This window comes from Psychrobacter sp. Ps4 (genome assembly GCF_022129285.1).
Classification (GTDB): Bacteria; Pseudomonadota; Gammaproteobacteria; order Pseudomonadales; family Moraxellaceae; genus Psychrobacter; species Psychrobacter immobilis_A.
This window is the reverse complement of record NZ_JADQAK010000008.1, coordinates 75,165-99,452: the sequence shown is the minus strand read 5'-3', so window position 1 is coordinate 99,452 and position 24,288 is coordinate 75,165. Positions and strand designations below refer to the sequence as shown.

Genomic DNA, 24,288 nt, shown 5'->3' with positions numbered 1-24,288 from the left:
CATTGTATTCTGAACTCAGAAATATCAGTCAATAGCTTGAAATATAAGGGCTTACATCAGTATGGCTGCCAATAAATCTGGGCGTCAAGTATCCAGTCTTTCTACCCAGCTTGCAACCTTTCCATTGTTGGCTAATTGCAACCAACGGTAACCAGGCGGGACGCTTTTATCATAGGAAAAGTCATTTTCATAAGGCTTGAACTGGTAGCAAGTAGAAGGCGTACTATAGACCGTGACTCCTTGACGATGGCGAACCTGCTCTTGGTGCGTATGACCACTGATAATGACCTTGAGATGGTCAAATCCTAACAGGCGCTGCCAAAAGGCCTCACTATTCTCTGCCATATGCGTGTCAATCCAGTCAGAGTCTACGGGAATGACATGATGATGTAGAGCAATCAGCGCAGGCTTATCACAGGCTCCGAGTCTTTCGTATAACCAGTCAATATCGGTAGGCGTTATCTCGCCCGCGACTTTACCCGTGATGGATGAGTCTAATAACAACAGCTGCCAACGATCAGTCTCAATGACATGCCTGCTTAGCAAGCGCGGGTCGGCAGGTTGAGCAATCAGTTCGCGCTCAAAGAAGGGCAAGTCACTGCCTATCTCATCCGTCACATCATGATTGCCTGCGATGCAAGCAAAAGGAATATGGGTGGCTTGCAATACCTCAAAAATATGATCGTAAATAGCGGGTTTGACTTCATTGACTAAGTCGCCAGTCACGATAATCAAATCGCAGCGAATGTCGCTATTCAATGCTTGCTGTAGTACTGTTTCAAAGCATTGCTGACAGACAGTGGCTTCGCTATTACTAGTATCGCCATCAACACTAGAAGAAACGGGCATTGATAAATGCAAATCTGTGATTTGTAGTATGTTTACCTGTTCATCTGGTGTGCTAATGTTATTAACAGGATAGCTTAGCATTGGGTCAGTCCCTCATCGAATCGAAATAAGTGATGCTGTTAAAACGAATGATAAATAAATGGATGTCCTGCATCGAGTAGACTAATGAATTTTGGTCTGACCAATATGTTTTTTGGCTTGACGCCGCTAGTATGTCGATGGTATTAGGGCAAGTTTATAACATAAAGTCAATGAAAGCTCTATCATATTGATGAAATAAAGTTGGATAAGAGGATAAAAAAACCAGCGGCTTTATGTGAACCATAATCTGTCTAGCGGCGCGCTGACCAAATTTTTGCCGTGCTGAGCTTTGAGAAAATCAGCGCGATAAAAAATAAAATGGCTAATATTAATACGATAGCAAGTCCTGTCTGAATATCTAGCCAGATGCTTCCCCAAACGCCAAGCGTCACGCCAAGCTGTGCGATCAGTAGCGATATAACGACCATTTGTTTTGGCGATGATGACCACAGACGTGCCGTTAATGCTGGTAATACCAATAAACCACTGATTAGTAAACTACCAACCGCTTGCAGGGCAATCGCACAAAATCCCGCCAATACGCCCATAAAGAACAGCCGCTGGCGTGTCGGGTTGATACCTTGGATACGTGCCAATGCTTCGTGAGTGGCAAGCTTAATTTGTGCAGGCCATATATAGCGTAGTAAGCCCAAACCCACTAGTACACTACCCGCAAGCAGAGGTAAGTCTGCCCAATCAAGGTCTAGCAAATTACCAAACAAAAACCCCAGTACGTTTGCTTGTTGGTCAGTCAACTGAGTCAAAGCCAATAAGCCTAAGCATAACAATGACACCGCCACGACGGCCAAAACCGCATCGACAGGCAGGCGCTCATCATCGATTAATACTAGCCCTAGCACTACCATGACGCTGACCAAGGCAATGCCAATGCCCATAGGTAATTGCCACCATACTGCTAAAGCCACGCCAAGCAAGGTGCCATGTGCTAAAGCATCAGCAAAAAAGGCCATGCGTCGCCACAAGACTAAGCAACCTAAAGGCGCTGATAGTAACGCTAAAATACTGCCAGCGATCCAAGCGGGGGCAATGATGGCTAACCAAGCAGTCATAATAAATATCCATAAAAGTTTTTATAAAGCTCGATATGTGTTTGAGTCATCAAGCTTCGATATATTTTATATTTGTGAATGTGCGACGCGTCTTAATGATTATAATTCGCTTGGGGCGTGATGCTCACAGGCATGTGGTTGATGCACATAGGGCTGCTCGTAATGATGCCCAAATAGCTTTTGAAATTCACTACTAATGGCAAGCTCGCTTGGCTGTCCCTCACAGCAAATATGCTTATTAAGACAAATCACGCGTCGACTGCCTTTCATGACCCAATGCAGATCATGCGATACCACCAGCATGGCACAACGCAAAAACTCCGGCAGCTCATCAATAAATTGATAGAGCCAAACCTCAGTATCAGGGTCCAGTCCTTGCATCGGCTCATCTAAAATCAATAAGTTGGGTTTGTCTAACAATGCTCGCGCGAGCAAGACCCTTTGTGTCTCACCACCCGACAGGTGCAGCATTTGTCGCGATAATAAGTGCGTCAATGACAAGTTATCGAAGATAAATTGACGCTGCTCAGACGTTAAGCGCCTTTTATCCGCTTGTGCCAATAAATCGCAGACTCGTAATGGCAATATCGGCGGTACAGCAAAGCGCTGCGGCACATAGCCAAGCTGTAAATTTTGATGAGAGTTAATGTGCCCTTTAGTTGGCTCAATCAATCCCAAAATAAGTTTGACCAACGTTGACTTACCAGCGCCATTAGGTCCAATAAGACTGACTGTTTCATTAACCGCAATGTCAATATCAATATGTGAGAGTAAGCGTTGATGCCCAATGTCGTAGCTGATATTGCTTAGGCTCAGCAGTTTACTCGCATTATTAATGGTATTACCATCAACAGCGGAAAAGTTCGGTTGATTAGACGGTGAGGTAGACAGGCTCATAGTATGGCAACCAATAAGTGAATGAGTAATACAAATAAAAAACGGATGACAATGACTTACGCTTCAGTGGTTAGGGCGTGTTACTGGCACGCTTGGCAACGACCACTCAGCTCAATCACACTGCGTTCCACAATAAAGCCAACGTCTTGCTCAGCAAAACTCATCATTTCCTGTACGGGTACACTGCTACATTCTTGTACACGCTGACATTGACCACAGATTAAAAATGCTGCGGTATGCTGCGCGCGCGGGTGACAGCAAGGCACATAAGCATTGATAGAGGTCAATTGATGTATCAAGCCTTCACTCAATAAAAACTCCAGACTGCGATAGACAGTGGGTGGCGCGACATTTTTTGGCATTTGTTTTTTAGAGCTAATTTCTTTAGATGCCGCTTTCGTTGGGTGCTGTTGCGAGCTAAGCGCTTCGCTGCTGTCATCATTGTTATTGGGCTCTGATAAGCGCATTTGCTGCAATTGCGTGATCAAATCATATGCACCGATAGGTTTATTGGCTGCCAATACCAATTGATATATTTGCTGGCGCAATGGGGTAAAGCGTGCACCATTCAGGCGACATTGTTCTTTTGCTGCCATTAGGCGCTCGGTCACGTCATGCGGCGTAAAGTCCTGCACATCATGTAAATGTTCGCAGACTGATAAACTGGTGGACATGGTGCAAGCTCCTACGAAAAAAAATGGCACTGTTATTATAGTAATTTATAATGTTATAGTATAACATACTAAAAATAAGAGCAGATAAATGATCTTGGCTTATTTATTGATACCTTGATGATCACTCAGATACAACGGCAATAACGTCTAAATGTTTCCACTTATATTTTATCTTTCATACATTAAAGAATCTATTATGAACTCAGTTCTCAAATATTTTTTAAGCTCAACCATTATACTACAGCGATGGCTCATTACGGGCATAGTTGCATTAGGCATCTTTACTGTGAGTGCACAAGCGGCAACAGTCAGCGTGAGTAACTACCCACTGTTTTTATTGAGTCAAGCAGTGACTGAAGGTTCACCGCCCGCCAAGCAGTTATTGCAGGCCGGGGAGGTAGGTCATCATGGCAGTATCAGCCCAGGCGATATTAAAGCCATTCAGGACAGTAAATTTGTCGTGTGGTTTGGTGAGCCATTAGAAAATAACTTGGCGGCAAGCCTTAATACCGCCCCCAATGCGATTGCCTTATTTGAATTTGATGCCTTTAATCGTCATCCGCTACGTGACGTTCAAGGCAAGCCTATTTCTGGCACCTTGGATCCACATATATGGCTTGATCCCGATAATGCCAAAGCCATGACTCGTGCCCTTGCCGTGATTCATAGCCATGCCAATCCGCAATATAAAGCACTTTATCAGGCCAATGCGCAAAAATTTGCTCAGCGAATGGATAGGGGAGTGGCATCTTTCGTAAAACAAGCTAAAGGCAAGCAGCAAACCCAGCCTTATTGGGCCTATCATGATGCTTATCAATACATCGAATCCAGCACAAACCTAAAGCTTGTTGGCAGTTTAAGCACTGACCACCATTTAGCACCTCGAGCAAGCCAAATACGCTGGCTAAATGAGAAGCGTCCAGCCAAGCAAATGTGTCTGGTTAGCCCAAGTCAACCAGCCAAAGGTCTACTCGCTAAGTTACAGCCTGTAAAAACCACTGTGCAACCTGAAGATATGAGCAATAGTAAAGACTTTGTGAGTGGTTGGCAGACGATGGCACAGCAAATCTATCAATGTATATCGTAGGATAACTGATTAACCATAGTGGCTTCCAACGCTTGAGCAGCCATTATGTAGTCATACTTTGGGTGTTATCCATTGGTCAGTAACTATGATGTCTATGATTGATTCAGCTAGGTCACTGATAAAAGGTATATTTTTCTTGCTTAACGGTGGTATGCCCCTTATAATAAGTGGCGTTTTATTTTGGTTAAAAGGTAACACCTGTAGAGTGAGCCGTTCACGGATAAAAGTGTCGCGACGATGTTATATTGCCACCTTATCCCAATGCTGTAAGGCTATAGGATTGCATTACCGATGACCAAGCCTGCCAAACGCACACAAAAAGATAAAATTGGCATCTATATCAAACGCCAAGCGTGGATATTATTTATCCTTATTATTATTGCTTGGGCTTTAGATACCAGTTGGCTACATAGTGAGCTTACTGTTGCAAAAAGCGCCGCTATTGGTGCGCTACTCAGCTTTGCTACCCAAGCTGTATTTGCTTTTTTTATCTTTTGGTACACTGGATATCGCGCGCGCCAACATATTGTTAGCCAGCTATATCGAGGTCAAATGGCCAAATGGCTATTGACTGTGTTTGGTTTCGCACTAATTTTTATTACCGTACAACCCCTATCTGCGCCTGCGCTGTTTATCGGTTTTATGGTAATGCAAATTAGTCACAGTTGGATGTTGTGGCATATACGCTAGCATTAATAGACGATGACTATATCAATAGTTGAGTGCTTAATAGTGCTAGGCAAGTCACCCTGCCGTCCAGCTTCTCTATGACTGATTTTATAAGAAAGTCAAAACATACAAAACTGTCTAAAGACAGCGCCAATGATTATAAAGACTGTGATATGAGCGTTTAAATGAGTATAGCGTGTGATAATGGAGTTGATAGCCAATTATTAGCTATCAGTATTGCCTCTAATTAAATTCTTACAATTTAATTAATCACGCAAAGCTATGTTAGTAAACGTTAATAGTAGCTAACTTATTCATACAGTGCATAAAAAAGTCATAATTGACTTTACACGAATACAACGCTGCATTAATATAGGCAGCTAAATATTTTGCTTATGAACGCTGTATTAAGCGTCGATCGTGGAAACGCGGCAGTAAGTAAACACAGATATAATAATTTCGCGTACATATACAAGGGCTATTACTGAATCATCATAAGCCCTTTTTTGATAGCTAAAATTTATCTTAAGTTATCAAATTGCGCACTAGTAATAGAACTATGGGTTGGATGTTATTGATTACATGAGCGCTTTAGCATGGTTCATCGGCTTGCTAGCAGGTCAAATAGGATCGTTAAAACCTCATCAGATGACAACCATATTTTTGGTAGTTGATTAAATCGTTGATTAATAAGAAGCTGACATTATGGCAGGCGAGCAAACAACAACAGACTATATCTCTCACCACTTAACGAACTGGACGTACGGCTATCTGCCGGGCGAAGGCTGGAAAGTTGCCTATACTGCTGAAGAAGCTAGTGCAATGGGCTTTAAAGCCATCCACCTTGATTCTATGCTTTGGTCAATTGGTCTAGGCATTGTTTTCTGCGCCATCTTCTGGATGGTCGCTAGAAAAGTCACTTCAGGCGTGCCGGGTAAAACTCAGGCCGCGGTTGAGATGATCGTTGAGTTCGTTGATAACAACGTTCGTGATTCGTATAGTGGTACCTCAAAGCTGATTGCGCCTTTGGCGTTGACTATCTTTGTATGGATATTCTTAATGAACTTGATGGATTTACTACCCGTCGACTTTATTCCTATGATTGCTGGCCAAATCGGCGCAATGATGGGACATGATCCACATCATGTGTTCTTTAAGATCGTTCCAACGACGGATCCTAATATTACGCTTGGCATGTCTTTTTCTGTCTTTATACTGATTCTGTTCTATAGTATCAAAGAAAAAGGTTTGGGCGGCTTTGTTGGCGAGCTAACACTGCATCCGTTTAGTGCCAAAAACCCTATCGTACAAATTATTTTAATACCCATCAACTTTATCTTAGAGTTTGTTACTTTGATAGCGAAACCTATCTCTTTAGGTCTGCGTCTATTCGGTAACATGTATGCTGGTGAGTTGATTTTCATACTGATTGCTCTAATGCCGTTTTGGATTCAATGGGCGTTATCAGTACCGTGGGCTATTTTCCACATCTTAATTATTACACTTCAAGCGTTCGTATTTATGATGCTGACTATAGTTTATATGTCACTTGCATCATCAACTGAACATTAATTAGACATTCAATAGGTAAATGAGGATACATCCATGGATCCAGTATTAGGTGGTTACACAGTTATCGCAGTAGCACTACTTATCGGTTTAGGTGCACTAGGTACAGGTATTGGTTTTGCTATTCTAGGTGGTAAATTCCTAGAAGGCGTTGCGCGTCAGCCAGAACTTGGTTCACAGCTGCAAACTCGTATGTTCATCGTAGCAGGTCTTCTTGATGCTATTCCGATGATCGGTGTTGGTATTGCTATGCTATTGTTGTTCGCTAACCCTCTAGCAGGTTAATCAGAAAGCTCAGTTGTAAATGTTTGGTAGTCAAAGTTTGTATCTTAACCATAGCCAAAATTTGGCTATCAAATATGATCAATGAAACTGATTTTTCATTAACAAAGAGGTGATCACGTGAATATCAATTCTACCCTCATCGGTCAAGCCATTGCTTTTGCAATCTTTGTGATGTTCTGCATGAAATTCGTGTGGCCACCACTTATTGGTGCCATCAATGAGCGTCAGCGTAAAATTGCTGAAGGCCTGAATGCCGCAGAAAAAGCAAAAGCAGATCTGGCGACCGCTGAGCAAGACGTCCAGCAGGAGCTTGATCTTGCAAAGACCAAAGCTGCTGCTTTAATCGAGCAAGCGAACAAGAGTGCCAACCAGCTTGTCGAAGATGCAAAAATGCAGGCCCAAGTGGAAGGCGAGCGCATTCGTCAACAAGCGCAAGCGTCTATCGACCAAGAAATCAATCAAGCGCGTGAATCATTACGTGCCCAAGTTGCTGAACTGGCTGTACTTGGTGCAGAAAAGATTTTGCAAGACAAAGTCGATGTGCAAAAACATGCCAGTATGTTAGACCAACTGGCGGCAAAGCTGTAACTGTGAGGATATAATGGCTGACTTATCAACCTTAGCACGACCCTACGCTAAAGCCGCGTTTGACTATGCCAACGAAAACGGGGCCGTAAACGAGTGGGAAAATTTCTTGTTTGTCGCCAGTGCAATTGTCAATGACAAAGCGTTCCGTACATGGCTAGAAAATCCAGCCGTTACGGCTGAGCATAAGTCAGCTGCTTTGGTTGATCTTTATGACTCACAAGTGGCTGGTGATAGCGACTCTGCTTTTAAACAGCTACTAGGCGAGAGCAAAGGCTCTCGTTATGGTAATAGTATTAGCTATCCTAAAGTGTCACCAGCGCTCAATAATTTTATTAAGCAGTTGGCGCAGCAAGAGCGTCTGGCGCTGCTTCCTGAAGTTTATGAGCATTATCGCCGCCACAAGGCAATAAGCTTAAAGCAGCTTGATGCTTACGTGACCTCTGCCTATCCATTGACTGACGCTCAGCGTGAAATGCTTCAAACGCGCCTTGCTGCATCGTTAAATGCTAGTGTGGTGATTCATGAGTCGGTCGATCCAAGTCTATTGGCAGGCGCTACCATCAAAGTCGGTGATAAAATCATTGATGATTCGATGCGCGGCAAGTTACAACAGTTAAAAACACAGCTAACGGCCTAATGCCATTTACCAGCGCAGTCATCTATGATCTGCGTGAAAGTAAGAGCATTTAAGTCAGTGGGCGGGTTATCATAAATTAAAGGAAACAAGGCAATGCAACAATTGAATCCAGCGGAAATCAGTAACCTGATTAAGCAGCGTATTCAAGACCTTGATGCGGGTGCAACTGCAAAGAATGAAGGCACGATTGTCAAAGTATCTGACGGTATCGTGCAGATTCATGGTCTTGAAGATGCCATGTACGGCGAAATGATTGAGTTTGAAGGCGAAATCTATGGAATGGCGCTTAACTTAGAGCGTGATTCTGTCGGCGCGGTAGTACTTGGTGATTACCTAAAGCTGCAAGAAGGTCAAAAAGCCTATTGTACTGGTCGTATTCTTGAAGTACCAGTAGGTCCTGAGCTGCTAGGCCGTGTTGTTGACGCCTTGGGAAATCCTATTGATGGCAAAGGTCCTATCGATGCCAAAATGACTGACAAAGTCGAAAAAATCGCCCCAGGCGTTATTGATCGTCAGTCAGTAGATCAACCAGTAATGACGGGTTATAAAGCCGTTGATACCATGATCCCAATCGGTCGTGGTCAGCGTGAGCTTATCATTGGTGACCGTCAGACGGGTAAAACCGCGATGGCTATCGATGCGATCATCGCGCAGAAATCATCTGGTATCAAGTGTGTATACGTCGCAATCGGTCAGAAACGTTCTACCATTGCAAACGTCGTACGCAAGCTTGAGCAAACTGGTGCATTAGCATATACCACGGTTGTGGTTGCATCAGCATCAGAGCCTGCCGCACTACAGTATATCGCACCGTATTCAGGTTGTACGATGGGCGAATACTTCCGTGACCGCGGTGAAGATGCACTGATTGTATTTGATGACTTATCAAAACAAGCCGTTGCTTATCGTCAAATTTCACTATTGCTACGTCGTCCGCCAGGTCGTGAAGCGTATCCTGGTGATGTATTCTATTTACATTCACGTTTACTTGAGCGTGCATCACGCGTAAACGCGGCGTACGTAGAAAAATTCACCAATGGTGAAGTAGTTGGTAAAACCGGTTCTTTAACCGCACTGCCAATTATTGAAACCCAAGCTGGTGACGTATCTGCATTCGTACCAACCAACGTGATTTCAATCACCGATGGTCAGATTTTCTTAGAATCAAGCCTATTCAACTCAGGTATCCGTCCAGCAGTTAACGCTGGTATCTCGGTATCTCGTGTGGGCGGGGCAGCTCAGACTAAGATCATCAAAAAGCTATCTGGTGGTATCCGTACTGCACTAGCTCAGTATCGTGAATTGGCCGCCTTTGCTCAGTTTGCATCAGATCTTGATGACGCGACTCGCGAACAGCTTGATCATGGTGAGCGTGTGACTGAATTGATGAAGCAGAAGCAGTATCAGCCAATGTCAATCTCTGAGCAAGCTGCAGTTATCTATGCATCGAATGAAGGCTTTTTAGCGGACGTTCCTGTCGAAAAAATCGGTTCTTTTGAAGAAGCTTACTTACGCTATATGCATGATGAGCAAAGTGAATTGATGCGTGAGATTGATGATACTGCGAATTATAATGATGATATCGCAGGTCGTTTGAAGTCATCTTTAGAGACCTTTAAGCAAAATCACAGTTATTAATTTAACGGGTTAAGCCGAATTGGTTATGGCTGTCTTTGATGGCTAATAAAGTGGCGCATTGTCTTGTATTTTTTTATTAAGACAGTAGCGCCACTGTTCTAACCATTGACGGTATTAGATCGCGTCATGCACAAAATATATAACATTAATCTGTTAGATTGATGTTATATACTAAATAATTGTCGCATGCGCCAATGCTTTTTAACCCTCTTATATTGGAATCATTATGGCAAGCTTAAAAGAGATACGTGCCAAAGTCACCAGTATTAAAAGCACCCAAAAAATTACTCGTGCTATGCAAATGGTTGCGGCAAGTAAAATGCGCCGTGCCCAAGAGCGCATGGAAGTGGGTCGCCCGTATGCTGATAGTATGCGCCGGGTTATTTCACATTTGGTGCATGCCTCATCAGACTATAAACATCCGTATATGGTCTCGCGTCCAGTCAATAAGGTTGGCTATATTGTCATTACCTCTGATCGCGGTCTGGCGGGTGGTTTGAATATTAACTTATTCAAAGCTTTATCTAAGAGTATCCAGCAGTATCAAGATCAATCTGTACAAACTGAGTTTGCAGTCATTGGCGCTAAAGGTGTGAGTTTTTTCAAAAACTTTGGTGGTAAAGTGACCTCGGCAGTAACCGATTATGGTGATAAGCCAACGTTTGAGCAGATAAACGCACCGGTTCAAGCGATGCTTGACGATTATACTAACGGTAAAATAGACCGCATCTATGTGGTTTATAATAAGTTTGTTAATGCGATGACCCAAAAGCCGACTGTCAATCAGTTGGTACCTTTACCAGACAGTGCGTTTGGTGAAGAAGAGAGCGGCATTCAAACAGAACTGAGCTGGGATTATATCTACGAGCCTGATATCAAAACATTGATTGATGAGTTGCTTGGCCGCTATATTGAGTCGATTGTGTATCAAGCGGTAATGGAAAACATTGCCTCTGAGCAGTCCTCACGTATGGTTGCGATGAAAGCGGCGACAGATAATGCTGGTGACCTAATTAACGATTTACAGTTGGTTTATAACAAGCTGCGTCAAGCGGCGATTACTCGAGAAATCTCGGAAATCGTTGGCGGTGCTGCTGCTGTTTCATAATTGAAACCCCTTATGAAACCCACTATATACAGAAGTTCAAGGAGAACGCAATGAGTAGCGGTCGTATTGTACAGATTATTGGCGCGGTTCTTGACGTTGAGTTCAACCGTAGTGAAGTTCCTCAGATTTATGATGCCTTGCAAGTAGATGGTACCGAAACCACCCTAGAAGTACAGCAACAACTAGGTGATGGCATCGTCCGTACTATCGCAATGGGTTCAACTGAAGGTCTAAAGCGTAACTTAACAGTCACTAATACTGGTGCGCCTATTGCTGTGCCTGTTGGTATTGGTACGCTTGGCCGTATCATGGATGTTCTTGGTCGTCCTATCGATGAAGAAGGTCCTGTAGAAGCTGATGAAAAATGGTCTATCCACCGTGAAGCGCCAAGCTACGCGGATCAGTCAAACAGCACTGAGCTGTTAGAAACTGGTATTAAAGTTATCGATCTACTTTGCCCGTTTGCTAAAGGTGGTAAAGTTGGTCTGTTTGGTGGTGCTGGTGTTGGTAAAACCGTTAACATGATGGAGCTGATCAATAACATCGCTCTAAAACATGAAGGTTTGTCAGTATTTGCTGGTGTTGGTGAGCGTACTCGTGAAGGTAACGATTTCTATCACGAAATGCAAGAAGCCGGCGTTGTAAACACTGAAGACTTTAGCAAATCTAAAGTTGCGATGGTATACGGCCAGATGAATGAGCCACCGGGTAACCGCTTGCGTGTTGCGTTGTCTGGTTTGACCATGGCTGAATACTTCCGTGATACCAAAGATCCTGCCACTGGCAAAGGTCGTGACGTATTGCTGTTCGTTGATAACATCTACCGTTATACACTAGCCGGTACTGAAGTATCAGCACTACTTGGTCGTATGCCATCTGCGGTTGGTTATCAGCCAACACTTGCTGAAGAGATGGGTATGCTGCAAGAGCGTATTACCTCAACTCAGTCTGGCTCTATCACCTCAGTTCAAGCAGTATATGTTCCTGCGGATGATTTGACGGATCCATCACCAGCAACGACGTTTGCGCATTTGGATGCAACGGTTGTATTGAGTCGTGATATTGCTTCACAAGGTATCTATCCTGCGGTTGATCCGCTAGATTCAACCTCGCGTCAGCTAGATCCATTAGTCATTGGCGAAGAGCATTATAATGTTGCTCGTGGCGTGCAAGAAATTTTGCAGCGCTATCGTGAGCTAAAAGACATCATCGCTATCTTGGGTATGGATGAGTTATCAGAAGAAGATAAACTAGTCGTTTATCGTTCGCGTAAGATTCAGCGCTTCTTGTCACAGCCATTCCACGTTGCTGAAGTCTTTACTGGCGCACCTGGTAAATATGTACCACTACGCGATACCATTGCTAGCTTTAAAGCAATCATCGCTGGTGAATACGATGACCTACCAGAGCAAGCGTTCTACATGGCTGGTGGCATCGACGAAGTTGTTGCTAAAGCAGAAAAAATGAAATCTACTGCAGCGTAAGTTGTGTTAGCATTTGCTAAAGGGCAGATAGGCCATAAAAAGTCTATTTGCCAGTTAGTAACGCCTCGCAGTTTTGATTGTGTTTTGATCGTAAGGAGTTAAGTATGGCAACGTTACAATGTCGCGTCGTAAGTGCTCGTGAAGAGTTGTATTCAGGCGAAATTAGCATGTTAATAGCTACTGGTACCGAAGGCGAGATTGGTGTATTGCCAGGTCACACACCGCTTATTACTTTGTTAAAACCGGGTGCGATGCGAGTGCAAACACCAAACGGTGAAGAAGAAGTGATTTATGTATCAGGCGGTGTTTTAGAAGTACAGCCGAAGATGGTTACCGTATTGGCTGATACAGCGATGCGTGCACATAACCTTGATGAAAGCAAAATTGTCGAAGCACGTAAAAAGGCTGAGCAGATGCTGGTTAATCAATCGGATACTGTACAAACTAATGCAGCTTTAGCATCATTAGCAGAGTCTGTGGCACAGCTACAGACTATCCGTAAGTACAAAAACCGCGCTTAATTTTTTGTGGAAAATTTTAGAGTTTCTTTTTGACTCTTACCACAGACATAAAAAAACAGTCCATTATGGGCTGTTTTTTTATGTCTATTACTTAATATTCTATGTTTTTTTATCGAGGCTAAACACACGATTTATGATGCAATTTTGATCTCGACAGCCAGTATTTTTAATATGAGTGTTAACTAACTATGCATACATGAACTATGCATTTACTACTTATGTATCGAATAATAATAGGCAATACTGGGATAATAGATGAAAAAGTCACTGGCAGCAAAGGTGATATGTCGCTATATTAGACGTAACAGGAATACAAGTATCGGTATCAATCAAGTATCCTATCGCTGTGCGCTATATTAAGATTGGCTACTTATAGAAATTCAGGTGAGGAAAGGGTCGTAAAAAAACATTTCACTTGCTATTATTTGTATAAAGCTCATAATTTTTGGACGTAAACTAAAGTTTTAATGGGTGTAGTTTATAGGTTTTGTTAACGACTATAAGCTATAGTATAGGAAGCTGTATGTTTAATAGTATACTGTGCTACCAAGTTTGTAACAGCTATACCAACATCAATTGTGCCACTTAATGGTGCTATTAATTTTACCGCTCTTACTTTTACTGCTTTTAAATGAGATGTATTAGAGGATATAACAATGACAACGAATGAAGAAGACAACACCCCCCGAATTTTGATTGTTGAGGATGATGAGCGTCTGGCCATGTTGACTCAAGATTACTTGGTCAAAAATGGTTTAGAAGTCGCTATCGAAACCGATGGTAATCGTGCTATTCGTCGCATCGTCAGTGAACAACCAGATTTGGTCGTACTTGATGTCATGCTTCCTGGTAGCGATGGACTGACGGTATGTCGTGAAGTACGCCCGCACTATCAGAATCCTATTTTGATGCTGACTGCGCGTACTGAAGATATGGATCAGGTACTGGGTCTTGAGATGGGTGCTGATGATTATGTCGCTAAACCTGCTCAGCCACGTGTCTTGCTAGCACGTATTCGTGCGTTATTACGTCGCTCAGAAAATGCCCCATCAGAAGATGTACCGCAGCGCCTAGAATTTGGTGAACTGGTCATCGACAATGGCGGTCGTTCAGTGAATTTAGGTGATGAGTTGGTTGATTTCACCAGTGCTGAATATGACTTATTATGGTTGCTTGCTTCTAATGCGGGTCGAATTCTTTCGCGTGAAGATATCTTTGAGCGCCTACGTGGTATCGAATATGACGGTCAAGATCGTTCAATTGACGTTCGTATCTCACGCATTCGTCCAAAAATCGGTGATGATCCAGAAAATCCAAAACGTATCAAAACCGTTCGTAGTAAAGGGTATTTGTTCGTTAAAGAAGGCAACTAAGTCAATTTTGCTCCGGCAACGGCTTATTGCTCATTAGCATGACCAAAGAAACCAGCAACTAGGCTGGTTTTTTTGTGGCTAAATTTTAATTTTTAAACTTAAATACAGCGTTATGTGGTTTAATTAAGCAATTATTGTGGGTGCTGCCTAAATGTACATGAGGTAAATGGATTTTAGGTGATGCTCAGTTATAAATTAAAATACAGCAGCCAGAATGGTTTTTTATTCAACAGTGTTTGATATCATTTATCACGCAGCGCTTGTTTGCTGAATGATGTCGGCAGTTTTTATTCATTAAGTTGGTTACGGCACGTATGTCATTAGTCTCTTCTTTAAAACACAGTATCTTTGTTCGTATTTATGCTGGGCTACTCATAGTCTGTTTGTGTGTGGCATTGTTTGCTCAACTGTTGATGGATACCATCAACAAAGAGCGCGTCCAATCCTACCGTGAAAACATGGCAACAGGGGCTTTTCATCTGGTGAGTGAAGGTATTGCTCATCAGGAAAGTGAAGAGCAGCGTGAATATTGGTTGTCTGATGCCAGTAGTTTATTTGGCTCAGAATTCAAAGTTTTGCCTATTGATGAAGTAGACTTTAATGCCAGTGAACTGCGGCGTTTTGAAAATGGCAATACGGTCGTTCGTTATACCGAGCAACCTGTCTATGCCGATGTGTATTATCGTCTACCAGACAATCAAAGCGTTTTGACCGCTAGAATATCGCAAGTGACTGAGCAGCAAGTACGGGCAATCGCTGTGTTTTTATTAGATGATTTGTCTTACTATGTGACGTTATCTGACAAGCGTGCCCGTTTGGCTGAGCTGGAAAAAAAGTTTTCCTTTCCTTTAGAGTTTAAAGCCGTCAATACACTGGATTTGGATACCGATCAGCTTGCACGATTACGCCGAGATGAAGTGGTTATTTCCTTACAAGATACCAATAGCAGTAAAAGTAATTCGGCTATTAGAGTAGTGGTGCCTTCTGAAATCAATGACATGGCGATATTGATTGGTCCGGTGCCATTATTCAATTGGTTCCCACTTAATCTGATTATTAGTATGATTCTTATCAGCATGTTTTTGATCAGCTTAGGCGTGTATGCGTTGATTTTTCCGCTTGAGCGTAAATTGCAGTTGATTCAGGTTGGCGTCAATGAGGTGAGTAAAGGTAATCTTGAAAGTCAAGTTCAAGTCATTGGGCAAGATGAAATTGCCCGTTTAGCCGCGACTTTTAATGCCATGACCTCGCATATCAAGCGCCTTATTGAGTCGCAGCGAGAATTAACGCGAGCGGTATCACATGAGCTGCGTACACCGGTGGCTCGTATTCGTTTTGCCGTTGATATGTTGGCTGATACGGATGACGAAGACTCACGTTTTATGCAGCGTGATTTTATTGATGAAGATATCGAAGCGCTTAATGGTTTGATTGATGAGATTTTGACTTATGCTAAGCTCGAAGAAGGCTCACCAAAGCTGGATTTAGAACCAGTCAATCTTAGAGAGCTATTGGAGCAGATTGAGCGTGAAACCAATGCCTTGGGTAAGCCTATCAAAATAGTGACCAAGCTGCCGAATGCTAAAGTAACCGCTGTCGCAGATAGGCGTTATTTACACCGTGTGATTCAAAATCTTGCGGGCAATGCCTTACGTTATGCAGAAACCACGATTATCATTAGTGCTGGCGTCAGAAAGGGCAATGCTTTTGTTATTGTTGAGGATGATGGTCATGGTATTCCAGAAGCAGATCGCGAAAAGGTCTTTATTCCATTTTCACGTTTAGATGACAGTCGCACACGCGCCTCAGGCGGCTATGGCTTAGGCTTGTCTATCGTATCGCGCATTGCCTTTTGGTTTAATGGTAGTATGAAAGTCGATGAGAGCCGAGAGCTTGGCGGTGCACGATTTGTCATGACGTGGCCTATCAAACCACTGACACAAATTTTGGCTGCTGATGAACTGACGCAAGAAAAAAGCGAGCGTGGTTTTGAAGATAAATAATGCCACTGCAAAGAATTGTCGTTATTTTCTAGTATAAAAATAGCGGCATCAATTAAGCAGTGTTTGACAAATAAACTTGCTCAATTTCTAAGCAGTGTTCTCAATTTCATGTTTAGAATGAATACACACCTTAGATAGAATTGTCGGTTAATTTTTATTATTAACGGTTTAAAGATAGCTTTAAATCAGAGGAGGGCAAAGGATGCCATATTTATTTGGTGGTTTGGTGGTATTAAATGCAATAACGTTGGGCTACTATTTATTCTTGCAGCAGCCATCGACAACGCAAACGTTGACAGCAGCGCAAGAAAATATTACTCAGCCATTAGCGTTTACGAATAGTGCCAAATATATTCCACCTATCATTGGAAACAAGGACTAGGTGTTATAAAACTAAATAGTCGCAGCGAATTGTTTTGAGCATTTATTAGCTTTAGTGATGAACCATTCAGCGGCTATCAGTCTTCTTTGTTCCATGTCTTGTCATTAAAGATAGGCGTTTTTTGTGTATCGGCTGCCATGGTTGTATCTCCAGCAACCTTGGAAAGTAGGGGAATACGCACACACACTTGTAAACCCCCGTCGGGATGATTAATGGCTTCTACTGTCCCATGATGCAATCTGGCAATACGGTCGACAATCGCTAGACCTAAACCACTGCCTTGTGTGGTACGTGCTGTCTCTCCGCGCTCAAAAGGCTGCATAATACGTTCTAACTGATCTTCTGCAACGCCATCACCACAGTCACGCACACATATCAGCAATTGTTCTTGTGCCTCTCTATTGACGACATTTTCACTGACGACATCGCTATCTTCCTCTTCAATGGTTTCTATAAAAGTTGGCACAACAGTCGCTGACAGGTAAATGGGCGGTTTGCCATAACGCTTGGCATTATTGACCAGATTGATCACGAGGCGTTTGATAGACATGGGGCGCACAGGAACCACTTTGTGACACTCTGATTGATAGATGAACTCCATTGGTGCAAATTGCACCATAATCTCATTAAAGATGGTATCCAAATTGGTTAGGCTGACTGGTTCATCGGAGCCATCTTTCATAAACGAGATAAACTGCTCTAAAATGGCATCCATGTCTTCAATATCATAAATTAATCCCTCTCGAAAAAAGTCATCAGGTAACATCTCAGCAGTCAAACGCATACGAGTTAAGGGCGTTCGCAGATCATGCGAGATACCGGCAAGCATAATCGTACGCTCTTTTTGTGCTTGATTTAACGTCGTGAATAGACGATTGAATGCCATGTTGACCTGACGTATCTCCGTAGGTCCTTTTTGTGTTGGCAACGTAGTGGCATGACCGAGCCGAATATAGTTGGTCGCAGCACGCTGTAAATATCGTAGCGGACGATTTAATTGCCGCGCCAGTAAAATAATAGTCAGCAGCGATAAAATAGGTAATCCAATGAGAAACAGCACTAATAATGCTGGACTATATTGCGAGTAATAAACCACGGGTTCACGAATCCAAAAGCTGTCATCACGGCTGTCTCGCACCCAAAGCTGCGGTGTCGGTTTGAATTTAAAATAAACCTCGACAGGTCGACCCAATTGCGCACCGATTTCGCGTTGTAAGACATCAGTGAAGACGCCGACAAATGCCTTATCAGACACTGCTGGAAAGTCATTAGGGTTATTCACTACCACGACATGCGAGTGTTGATAAATCCATTGGCGTACTTCAGGACGATTTTTCCAGTCTTTGTTGACACTATTCATCAACTGCAGCTCGCTCGTTAAGTAACGCGCATGGTTTTTAAGCTCGGGTAAATATAGACTGCGCCAAAAAAACAGAATCGACAAGCTGACACTGATAAGAACAATGAAAGAGACCATCAAGGTTGTCAGCCAAGTGTTGGAGTAAGAGCGCGTGAACCGCCCTTTGCGACGTGGTTGCGATTTTGGTGTGGTCATATGGATCCAACATATTAAAAGATGCTTTATTGAGTTTAGTGTAAAAATGGTGCTTTTTTATGTCGTTCAAACACAACGTGCCATACTTATGAGTAGCGTAATAGTTGTGATTCTTGAGCGATAGCATCATTCACTCGCTGACTATGTCATAGAGTAGCATAATCAATGAATGACACGGATGGCTTTAAAACAGTAGGCAACAATTGAATACTCAAATTTGCACTAATATAGTACTGAGTAATATAGCACCGAATAATACAGCGCTGAATAATACAGCAACGAGCCATTTGGACATGATGTAGAGGCAGTATCTTCAGTTAAAAATCAGTGGTGATGATCAATTGTATTTTACATCGATGGGCATTTAAGCTATTGTTAATAAATAATTAAATAAGCGCAGTTTATGTTTTCAATAAATCAAGACTGTGATATAATTATGCCCTTTTTGGTATACCTGCGAAAGAGAGAATTCACATGGTTGTTATTCGTTTAGCACGGGGCGGTGCCAAGAAACGCCCATTTTATCAAGTAGTTGTTGCTGATCAACGCCGCGCGCGTGACGGTCGCTATATTGAAAACATCGGCTTTTTTAACCCACTCGCTAAAGAGTCTGAAGAAGCAGTACGCCTAAATATGGAAGCGTACAATGCGTGGATCGCAAAAGGTGCACAACCTTCAGATCGCGTTGCTTCATTGGTAAAAGCTTTCAACAAGTCTGTCGCGCAAACTGAAGCAACTGCTTAAGTTTTGTGGTCACTGAGACGCTGATAGCTCGTCTATAAGCAGTCTCGATAGACTTTAGTAAAAAACATAGCGTAACTGGTCTAACTAGGTACGCCATTAATTGTTTATCGCTTTTAACTGCGTTTATCGTTTTTAATTGCTTTTTATTTATCTTCGCTGTGTTCATCATTGTTAGGTTAGCCGTTATGTCTTCTGCTCCAAACGCTAGTGCCCTTATGAAAATTGGTCAGCTCAAAAAGCCTTATGGCATCAAAGGTTGGCTTTGGGTATTTAGCGAGACAGATGATCGTACGGCGATATTTGACATTAAACCTTGGTGGATGAAAACCGCTACCGGCATGAAACCTTTAACCGTTAAGGCTTGGCGTGAGCAAGGCACAGGAATTGTGGCTCAGTTTGAGCAGATTCCTGATCGCAATGTTGCTGAGACTATGAACGGGGTAACTCTTTGGGTCGAGCAAGACATCTTGCCAGAACCCGCTGAAGATGAATATTACTGGTCGGATTTGGTCAGCCTGCGCGTTGTAAATGAGCAGGATGAGTATCTAGGCGACATTACTGAGATGTTTGAGACTGGTGCTCACGCTATTATGCGGGTTGCGGCAAACTCAGACAGCTTAGATGCCGATGAGCGCCTGATTCCATGGCACAAGCAAACTGTAGTACAGGTCAGTCTGACTGAAAAAACAGTGCTAGTGGCATGGCCGAGTGATTATTGATAATAGTTTTAACTTTGCGGTTAAGCTTTATCAGTAATAACACCGATTTATTTAGCCAATATTAGCCACTGCGCAAGTAGATACCTAATGTATTTTGCCGTTATTAGTATTTTCCCTGAGATGTTTGCCACGATTCGTGAGTTTGGAATCACGGGTCGAGCAGTCACTCAGAAACAAGTGACGATTGAATGCATTAATCCGCGTGATTTTACCAGTGATAATTATCGCCGTATTGATGAACGTCCGTATGGTGGCGGTCCTGGCATGGTGATGATGGCTGAGCCATTATCCCAAGCGATCGAGGATGCGCGCCTACGAGCGATTCAGCACGGCTGCCGTGTCGACAAAGCGCACTGTCCGGTGATTTATATGTCGCCACAAGGACAGACGCTGAGTGAGAGTAGTGTGGTCGATATGACTGAGTATGACGGCATGATTATATTGTGTGGTCGTTACGAAGGTATTGATGAGCGCCTACTGTCGCAATATGTCGACATGGAAATATCGCTTGGTGATTACGTACTTACCGGTGGTGAGCTACCAGCAATGGTGCTAATGGATAGTGTGATACGTCGTCTGCCTGATATTATGGGTGATGATAAGTCAGCTGAGCAAGACTCGTTCGTCGATGGCTTGCTTGATTGTCCACATTATACTAAGCCGCATGAGTTTGCGGGTATGGCAGTGCCTGAAGTGTTACTTTCAGGTCACCATGCCAATATTGCGAAGTGGCGCTTTAGTCAGCAAGTCGAACGTACGCAAGCGCGTCGTCCAGACTTATGGCAAGCGTTTACGCCAACGGTAGAGCAAGCAAAGTGGCTAAAAGCATTGGCGAAAGCAGATAAAAAACAGCGTTGATAGCGGCTAAAAAGATAAACAGTTAAGCAACAGAATTTTGAGCAACAACAAAACGAGTCATAGCATAATGGCCGTTTGTCATAACCCACTTACGTTGTGTCTCATTAAAAAGATACGATCCATTATTACAAACAGGTGATATGCGTCAAGCCTCTATTATCTAATGTGAGGAGATAACTCTCATGAGCAACAAGCATCCATTGGTTCAGGTCATCGAAAATGCTCAATTGATTGAGCGCCCAAGCTTTGCACCCGGCGATACCGTTGTGGTTCAAGTAAAAGTACGTGAAGGTGAGCGTGAGCGTTTACAGGCTTTTGAAGGCGTTGTAATTGCTAAACGTAACCGCGGTTTAAACTCAGCGTTTACCGTACGTAAAATCTCAAGCGGTGTTGGCGTTGAGCGTGCATTCCAATTGCATTCACCAATTATCGATAGCATCGAAGTGAAACGCCGTGGCGCTGTTCGCCGTGCGAAACTATACTACTTACGTGAGCGCTCTGGTAAATCAGCACGTATCCGCGAGAAGCTTGCTCCGCGTGCACCTAAAGCTGTTAAGCCAAAAGCTAACGCTTAGATTATATCCAGTATCTGCTTTTAAGCATTGTGCTTAATATCGCTTTATTGCTGAACCGTCTATTATGCGATTCGGCAATAGCGAAAAGCCAGATACAAGCCCTTATTCATAGGTTTATCATATAAATAAGCGGGTAGTACCAAAAAAGACAAAACCCCAATCTGTGCGTATGCCAGATTGGGGTTTTTGTTTCTGTTGTTTTAATTAATGCGCTTTAATTAATATGCTTTAAATCACAAATCTAGAGAAACGTTTTAAAAATTGCCTTTAAAGTTCTAACCATCGAGATTTTCGATACGGCTATTTTGGTCTTTAGATTTGCTGTACTTACGCAAGCGTATATAGAGCGTCTTAGTGACAGTAGCGATAATTTTTTGTTGATCATCGACGATATCTGCTTGGTATTCCCGAAATACTGGCTCGCCGTCTTTTGCTAATTCCTGAATCGTGGTGATTTCATTGCTAGGAATTTTTAGGCGCGCAGTGACTTTGCTATTACCAGGGGCAATAAACTCAATATGTGAGCTTTTGTCCCAGACCACGTAACTGCTGCCCAGTTGGTGCATCAGCATTATCATATAGAATGGATCTACCATCGAATACAGGCTGCCGCCAAACTGAGTGCCCACGATGTTTTTGTTCAGCGTATTCAGCCCCATACTTACCACACACAAACCTTGATCGAGATTGAGGTGATCGATTCTGATACCAGCGCCTACGTATGGTGCATAAGTGTTGATACGCAGCTTCAGTAGGTGGGGTGTCAATAACGGCATGATACTTTGTTTGGCTCTGCGTTTTAGCGTCTCAAAATTGGTGGGTAGCAAACTCATAAATTCGTCCTATTGCTTCTTTTATATTTTTTAGTGATACCGTTTGAATCAAATTTTTTAGTGTACTTCTATCAAAGAGCAGTCACGAAAGGGCATTTATCATAAGTAAAAAATATCAAAACCGCTAGGCTTAAAGCGTAACTGACATGGATTTTCTATAGTTACTTAAAAGTTATAATAAACTATTTATTATAACTATCTTTAATATTTAGTTATGTGATAACAAATATCTAGATACAGATAATTATTAAACAAAAGGTCATTTATTCTAATTTAAAGTTTATATTAAGTGTATTTTTTCCTCATAGTTTTCTATTAAGTTCAATTTTGTATTAAATGGAAACTTTAATTTATATATTATAATGGTGTATGGACTTTTTTAGTGATTCTAAGTTCGCATTTCGAGTTCTCATGTCATACAATGGCTTGCAATTTTTAATGGACGCTTTAGTCACATTAAATTTCACTATCAAATTATCAGTTAAATAAAGCCTCAGTCGACATAAGGAAATGTGATGAGTAACACTCAGATCCCTTATTCAGGGTCTAATCAGCAGTCATCAAATCCATCTAATTACGACAGCGAGCCATCAGGTAGCTACCTTGATTTACACAAACCAAGCGCAAGCTTTGACAGTCGTGACGCTTATCTAAATCATGAACTACAAATCATGCAGCCAAAACGTTGGCGTCCCAATTTGCCGTTTCGTGATTATCGCTTTGAGTATGAAGATACGATTCCTGCGATGGCGGCGACGATTGGTAAAGTGGTTATGGTGGGTGCTATTGCGGCAACATTTGCAGGTCCACTTGGTTTGGGCGATGCGTTTGTTTTAGAAAACGTTCGTTATGAGCTATTAATCGTTTCATTTTTTATCATCTTATTTTCAGGATTTCTACTCCCGACAGCCAACCTTGCAGGTACTCACGGCCCCCTTATTCCGCTTATTCCTATCGTCGTTGCTGCTGGTGGTCACCCGATGGCCTTTGGTCTGCTCATCGGTGCCTTCGGTTTGCTATTGGCAATCAGTAAAGGGGGCAGTCTGCTGGCAAACTTGACCAGTAAAGGCGTGTGCGGTGGTCTCTTGATTTACTTAGGGTTTATCGGTACCACCTCACAGGTGAAAAACCTCTTTGCATGGGCAGAAGGTATTGGCATGTCGCATATTGCCTTCTTCATTATTTTGGCTACTATCCTGTTATATGCATTGCTTGAGCATTGGCAAAAACGCTGGCTTGCGGTTCCGCTAAGCTGTGTACTAGGTGGCGGACTTGCATTTGCATTGGGTGCACCCTTTGAGTTCAAAACTGCACCAGGCTTGCCGAATATGAACCCAATGTATTGGTGGGGCGAGAGTACCGGCTGGATGTTAGGATTACCGACGGTTGAAAGTTTCATTGTCGTACTGCCGTTTGCTATTTTGGCGGTTGCGATGTGGTCACCAGATTTTTTAGGCCATCAGGTCTTTCAAAAAATCAGCTATCCTAAACGTACTGAAAAGGTACTCATGGATATCGATGACACAATGACCAGCGCATCGTTTCGTCAGGTAGTTGGCTCTGTATTGGGCGGTGCTAACTTTGCGTCATCGTGGGGTACCTATATTGTCCCAGCAGCGATTGCCAAGCGTCCGATTCCTGCCGGTGCCTTATTGACAGCATTGTTCTGCATTATCGCAGGGGTTTGGGGCTATCCGATGGATTTGGCTATTTGGCAGCCAGTGATGTGTGTGGCCTTAATCGTTGGTGTTTTCATTCCACTGCTTGAAGCTGGCATGGAGATGACTCGCGAAGGAAAAACGACTCAGTCTGCTGCAATCGTAGTATTTGCTTCAGCGCTTGTAAATCCTGCCTTTGGTTGGTCACTCACGTTGTTGCTCGATAACTTGGGCTTGATTGGCTCTAAAGAACGTAGCGCCAATTTGACTAAAATGAGCCGCTGGATCATACCGGGTATTATGTTTGTGGTATTGACTGGCGTGATGGCTATCGTTGGTATGCTACCGGGTATTCCGGCATTGATGGCTAACTTCCGCCATTAATGACATCTTGCTTACCTATAAAAAGTCAGCCTCGGTGCTGGCTTTTT

Annotated in this window: 24 protein-coding genes; 18 read left to right on the top strand and 6 right to left on the bottom strand. The window is 42.9% G+C overall.

Annotated elements, in window-relative coordinates:
• Positions 1 to 84: 84 nt before the first annotated feature.
• The 4 genes from I3252_RS06680 to I3252_RS06665 all read right to left on the bottom strand — a co-directional run bounded on the left by I3252_RS06680 (position 85) and on the right by I3252_RS06665 (position 3,571).
• Positions 85 to 930 carry a metallophosphoesterase gene (locus tag I3252_RS06680; protein ID WP_238034621.1) on the bottom strand — a complete coding sequence of 282 codons (846 nt, stop codon included), beginning with the start codon at positions 928 to 930 and terminating at the stop codon, positions 85 to 87.
• 251 nt (positions 931 to 1,181) lie between these two features.
• Positions 1,182 to 2,000 carry a metal ABC transporter permease gene (locus tag I3252_RS06675; RefSeq protein WP_238034620.1) on the bottom strand — a complete coding sequence of 273 codons (819 nt, stop codon included), beginning with the start codon at positions 1,998 to 2,000 and terminating at the stop codon, positions 1,182 to 1,184.
• A gap of 99 nt (positions 2,001 to 2,099) precedes the next feature.
• Positions 2,100 to 2,897, bottom strand: a complete 798-nt coding sequence (locus tag I3252_RS06670; RefSeq protein WP_238034619.1) for a metal ABC transporter ATP-binding protein — start codon at positions 2,895 to 2,897, stop codon at positions 2,100 to 2,102.
• Between the two features lie 80 nt (positions 2,898 to 2,977).
• Entirely contained in the window at positions 2,978 to 3,571 is a 594-nt protein-coding gene (locus tag I3252_RS06665) for a transcriptional repressor (RefSeq protein ID WP_201560617.1), read from the bottom strand.
• A 196-nt stretch (positions 3,572 to 3,767) separates the two neighbouring features.
• Between I3252_RS06665 and I3252_RS06660 the strand changes: the two genes are divergently transcribed.
• From I3252_RS06660 to I3252_RS06600, 13 genes are all read left to right on the top strand, one after another.
• On the top strand, positions 3,768 to 4,658 hold the full coding sequence (locus I3252_RS06660) for a zinc ABC transporter substrate-binding protein (protein ID WP_238034618.1): 891 nt from the start codon (positions 3,768 to 3,770) through the stop codon (positions 4,656 to 4,658).
• A gap of 291 nt (positions 4,659 to 4,949) precedes the next feature.
• Entirely contained in the window at positions 4,950 to 5,348 is a 399-nt protein-coding gene (locus I3252_RS06655) for an ATP synthase subunit I (protein ID WP_045452420.1), read from the top strand.
• Positions 5,349 to 6,032: 684 nt separating this feature from the next.
• On the top strand, positions 6,033 to 6,899 hold the full coding sequence (gene atpB / locus I3252_RS06650; protein ID WP_055125357.1) for a F0F1 ATP synthase subunit A: 867 nt from the start codon (positions 6,033 to 6,035) through the stop codon (positions 6,897 to 6,899).
• Between the two features lie 33 nt (positions 6,900 to 6,932).
• Positions 6,933 to 7,181, top strand: a complete 249-nt coding sequence (gene atpE / locus I3252_RS06645) for a F0F1 ATP synthase subunit C (RefSeq protein ID WP_010197960.1) — start codon at positions 6,933 to 6,935, stop codon at positions 7,179 to 7,181.
• Positions 7,182 to 7,298: 117 nt separating this feature from the next.
• Positions 7,299 to 7,769, top strand: coding sequence for a F0F1 ATP synthase subunit B (locus I3252_RS06640; RefSeq protein WP_045452424.1), 471 nt, complete (start codon positions 7,299 to 7,301; stop codon positions 7,767 to 7,769).
• A gap of 13 nt (positions 7,770 to 7,782) precedes the next feature.
• Positions 7,783 to 8,406 carry a F0F1 ATP synthase subunit delta gene (locus I3252_RS06635; protein WP_045445877.1) on the top strand — a complete coding sequence of 208 codons (624 nt, stop codon included), beginning with the start codon at positions 7,783 to 7,785 and terminating at the stop codon, positions 8,404 to 8,406.
• A 93-nt stretch (positions 8,407 to 8,499) separates the two neighbouring features.
• Complete coding sequence (atpA, locus tag I3252_RS06630; RefSeq protein ID WP_055125356.1) at positions 8,500 to 10,044, top strand: F0F1 ATP synthase subunit alpha; 1,545 nt, start codon at positions 8,500 to 8,502, stop codon at positions 10,042 to 10,044.
• A gap of 226 nt (positions 10,045 to 10,270) precedes the next feature.
• A complete protein-coding gene (atpG, locus tag I3252_RS06625; RefSeq protein WP_045445883.1) occupies positions 10,271 to 11,152 on the top strand; it encodes a F0F1 ATP synthase subunit gamma in 882 nt (293 codons plus the stop codon).
• Positions 11,153 to 11,202: 50 nt separating this feature from the next.
• Positions 11,203 to 12,636 (top strand): F0F1 ATP synthase subunit beta, encoded by a 1,434-nt coding sequence (gene atpD / locus I3252_RS06620; RefSeq protein WP_045452427.1) that lies wholly within the window; start codon positions 11,203 to 11,205, stop codon positions 12,634 to 12,636.
• A gap of 104 nt (positions 12,637 to 12,740) precedes the next feature.
• Complete coding sequence (locus tag I3252_RS06615; protein WP_021812807.1) at positions 12,741 to 13,157, top strand: F0F1 ATP synthase subunit epsilon; 417 nt, start codon at positions 12,741 to 12,743, stop codon at positions 13,155 to 13,157.
• Between the two features lie 656 nt (positions 13,158 to 13,813).
• Positions 13,814 to 14,530: a response regulator gene (locus I3252_RS06610; RefSeq protein ID WP_045445894.1), complete on the top strand. Its 717-nt coding sequence runs from the start codon at positions 13,814 to 13,816 to the stop codon at positions 14,528 to 14,530.
• 314 nt (positions 14,531 to 14,844) lie between these two features.
• Positions 14,845 to 16,533 (top strand): ATP-binding protein, encoded by a 1,689-nt coding sequence (locus tag I3252_RS06605; RefSeq protein WP_238034617.1) that lies wholly within the window; start codon positions 14,845 to 14,847, stop codon positions 16,531 to 16,533.
• 202 nt (positions 16,534 to 16,735) lie between these two features.
• Positions 16,736 to 16,915 carry a hypothetical protein gene (locus I3252_RS06600; protein WP_045445897.1) on the top strand — a complete coding sequence of 60 codons (180 nt, stop codon included), beginning with the start codon at positions 16,736 to 16,738 and terminating at the stop codon, positions 16,913 to 16,915.
• Positions 16,916 to 16,991: 76 nt separating this feature from the next.
• Here I3252_RS06600 and I3252_RS06595 read toward each other — a convergent pair whose 3' ends face one another.
• Positions 16,992 to 18,470, bottom strand: a complete 1,479-nt coding sequence (locus I3252_RS06595; protein ID WP_238034616.1) for an ATP-binding protein — start codon at positions 18,468 to 18,470, stop codon at positions 16,992 to 16,994.
• Between the two features lie 474 nt (positions 18,471 to 18,944).
• Between I3252_RS06595 and rpsP the strand changes: the two genes are divergently transcribed.
• From rpsP to rplS, 4 genes are all read left to right on the top strand, one after another.
• A complete protein-coding gene (gene rpsP / locus I3252_RS06590) occupies positions 18,945 to 19,214 on the top strand; it encodes a 30S ribosomal protein S16 (RefSeq protein WP_045452431.1) in 270 nt (89 codons plus the stop codon).
• A gap of 185 nt (positions 19,215 to 19,399) precedes the next feature.
• Entirely contained in the window at positions 19,400 to 19,933 is a 534-nt protein-coding gene (rimM, locus tag I3252_RS06585) for a ribosome maturation factor RimM (RefSeq protein ID WP_045445903.1), read from the top strand.
• Positions 19,934 to 20,020: 87 nt separating this feature from the next.
• Positions 20,021 to 20,791 (top strand): tRNA (guanosine(37)-N1)-methyltransferase TrmD, encoded by a 771-nt coding sequence (gene trmD, locus I3252_RS06580; RefSeq protein WP_193008853.1) that lies wholly within the window; start codon positions 20,021 to 20,023, stop codon positions 20,789 to 20,791.
• A gap of 182 nt (positions 20,792 to 20,973) precedes the next feature.
• Complete coding sequence (gene rplS / locus I3252_RS06575) at positions 20,974 to 21,366, top strand: 50S ribosomal protein L19 (protein ID WP_045445905.1); 393 nt, start codon at positions 20,974 to 20,976, stop codon at positions 21,364 to 21,366.
• Positions 21,367 to 21,641: 275 nt separating this feature from the next.
• On the opposite strand, the gene I3252_RS06570 is transcribed toward rplS, so the two are convergent.
• Positions 21,642 to 22,199 (bottom strand): DUF4442 domain-containing protein, encoded by a 558-nt coding sequence (locus I3252_RS06570; RefSeq protein WP_198330012.1) that lies wholly within the window; start codon positions 22,197 to 22,199, stop codon positions 21,642 to 21,644.
• Between the two features lie 515 nt (positions 22,200 to 22,714).
• Here I3252_RS06570 and I3252_RS06565 point away from each other — a divergent pair.
• Positions 22,715 to 24,241 (top strand): DUF3360 family protein, encoded by a 1,527-nt coding sequence (locus tag I3252_RS06565; protein WP_238034615.1) that lies wholly within the window; start codon positions 22,715 to 22,717, stop codon positions 24,239 to 24,241.
• The last annotated feature ends 47 nt before the right edge of the window (positions 24,242 to 24,288 follow it).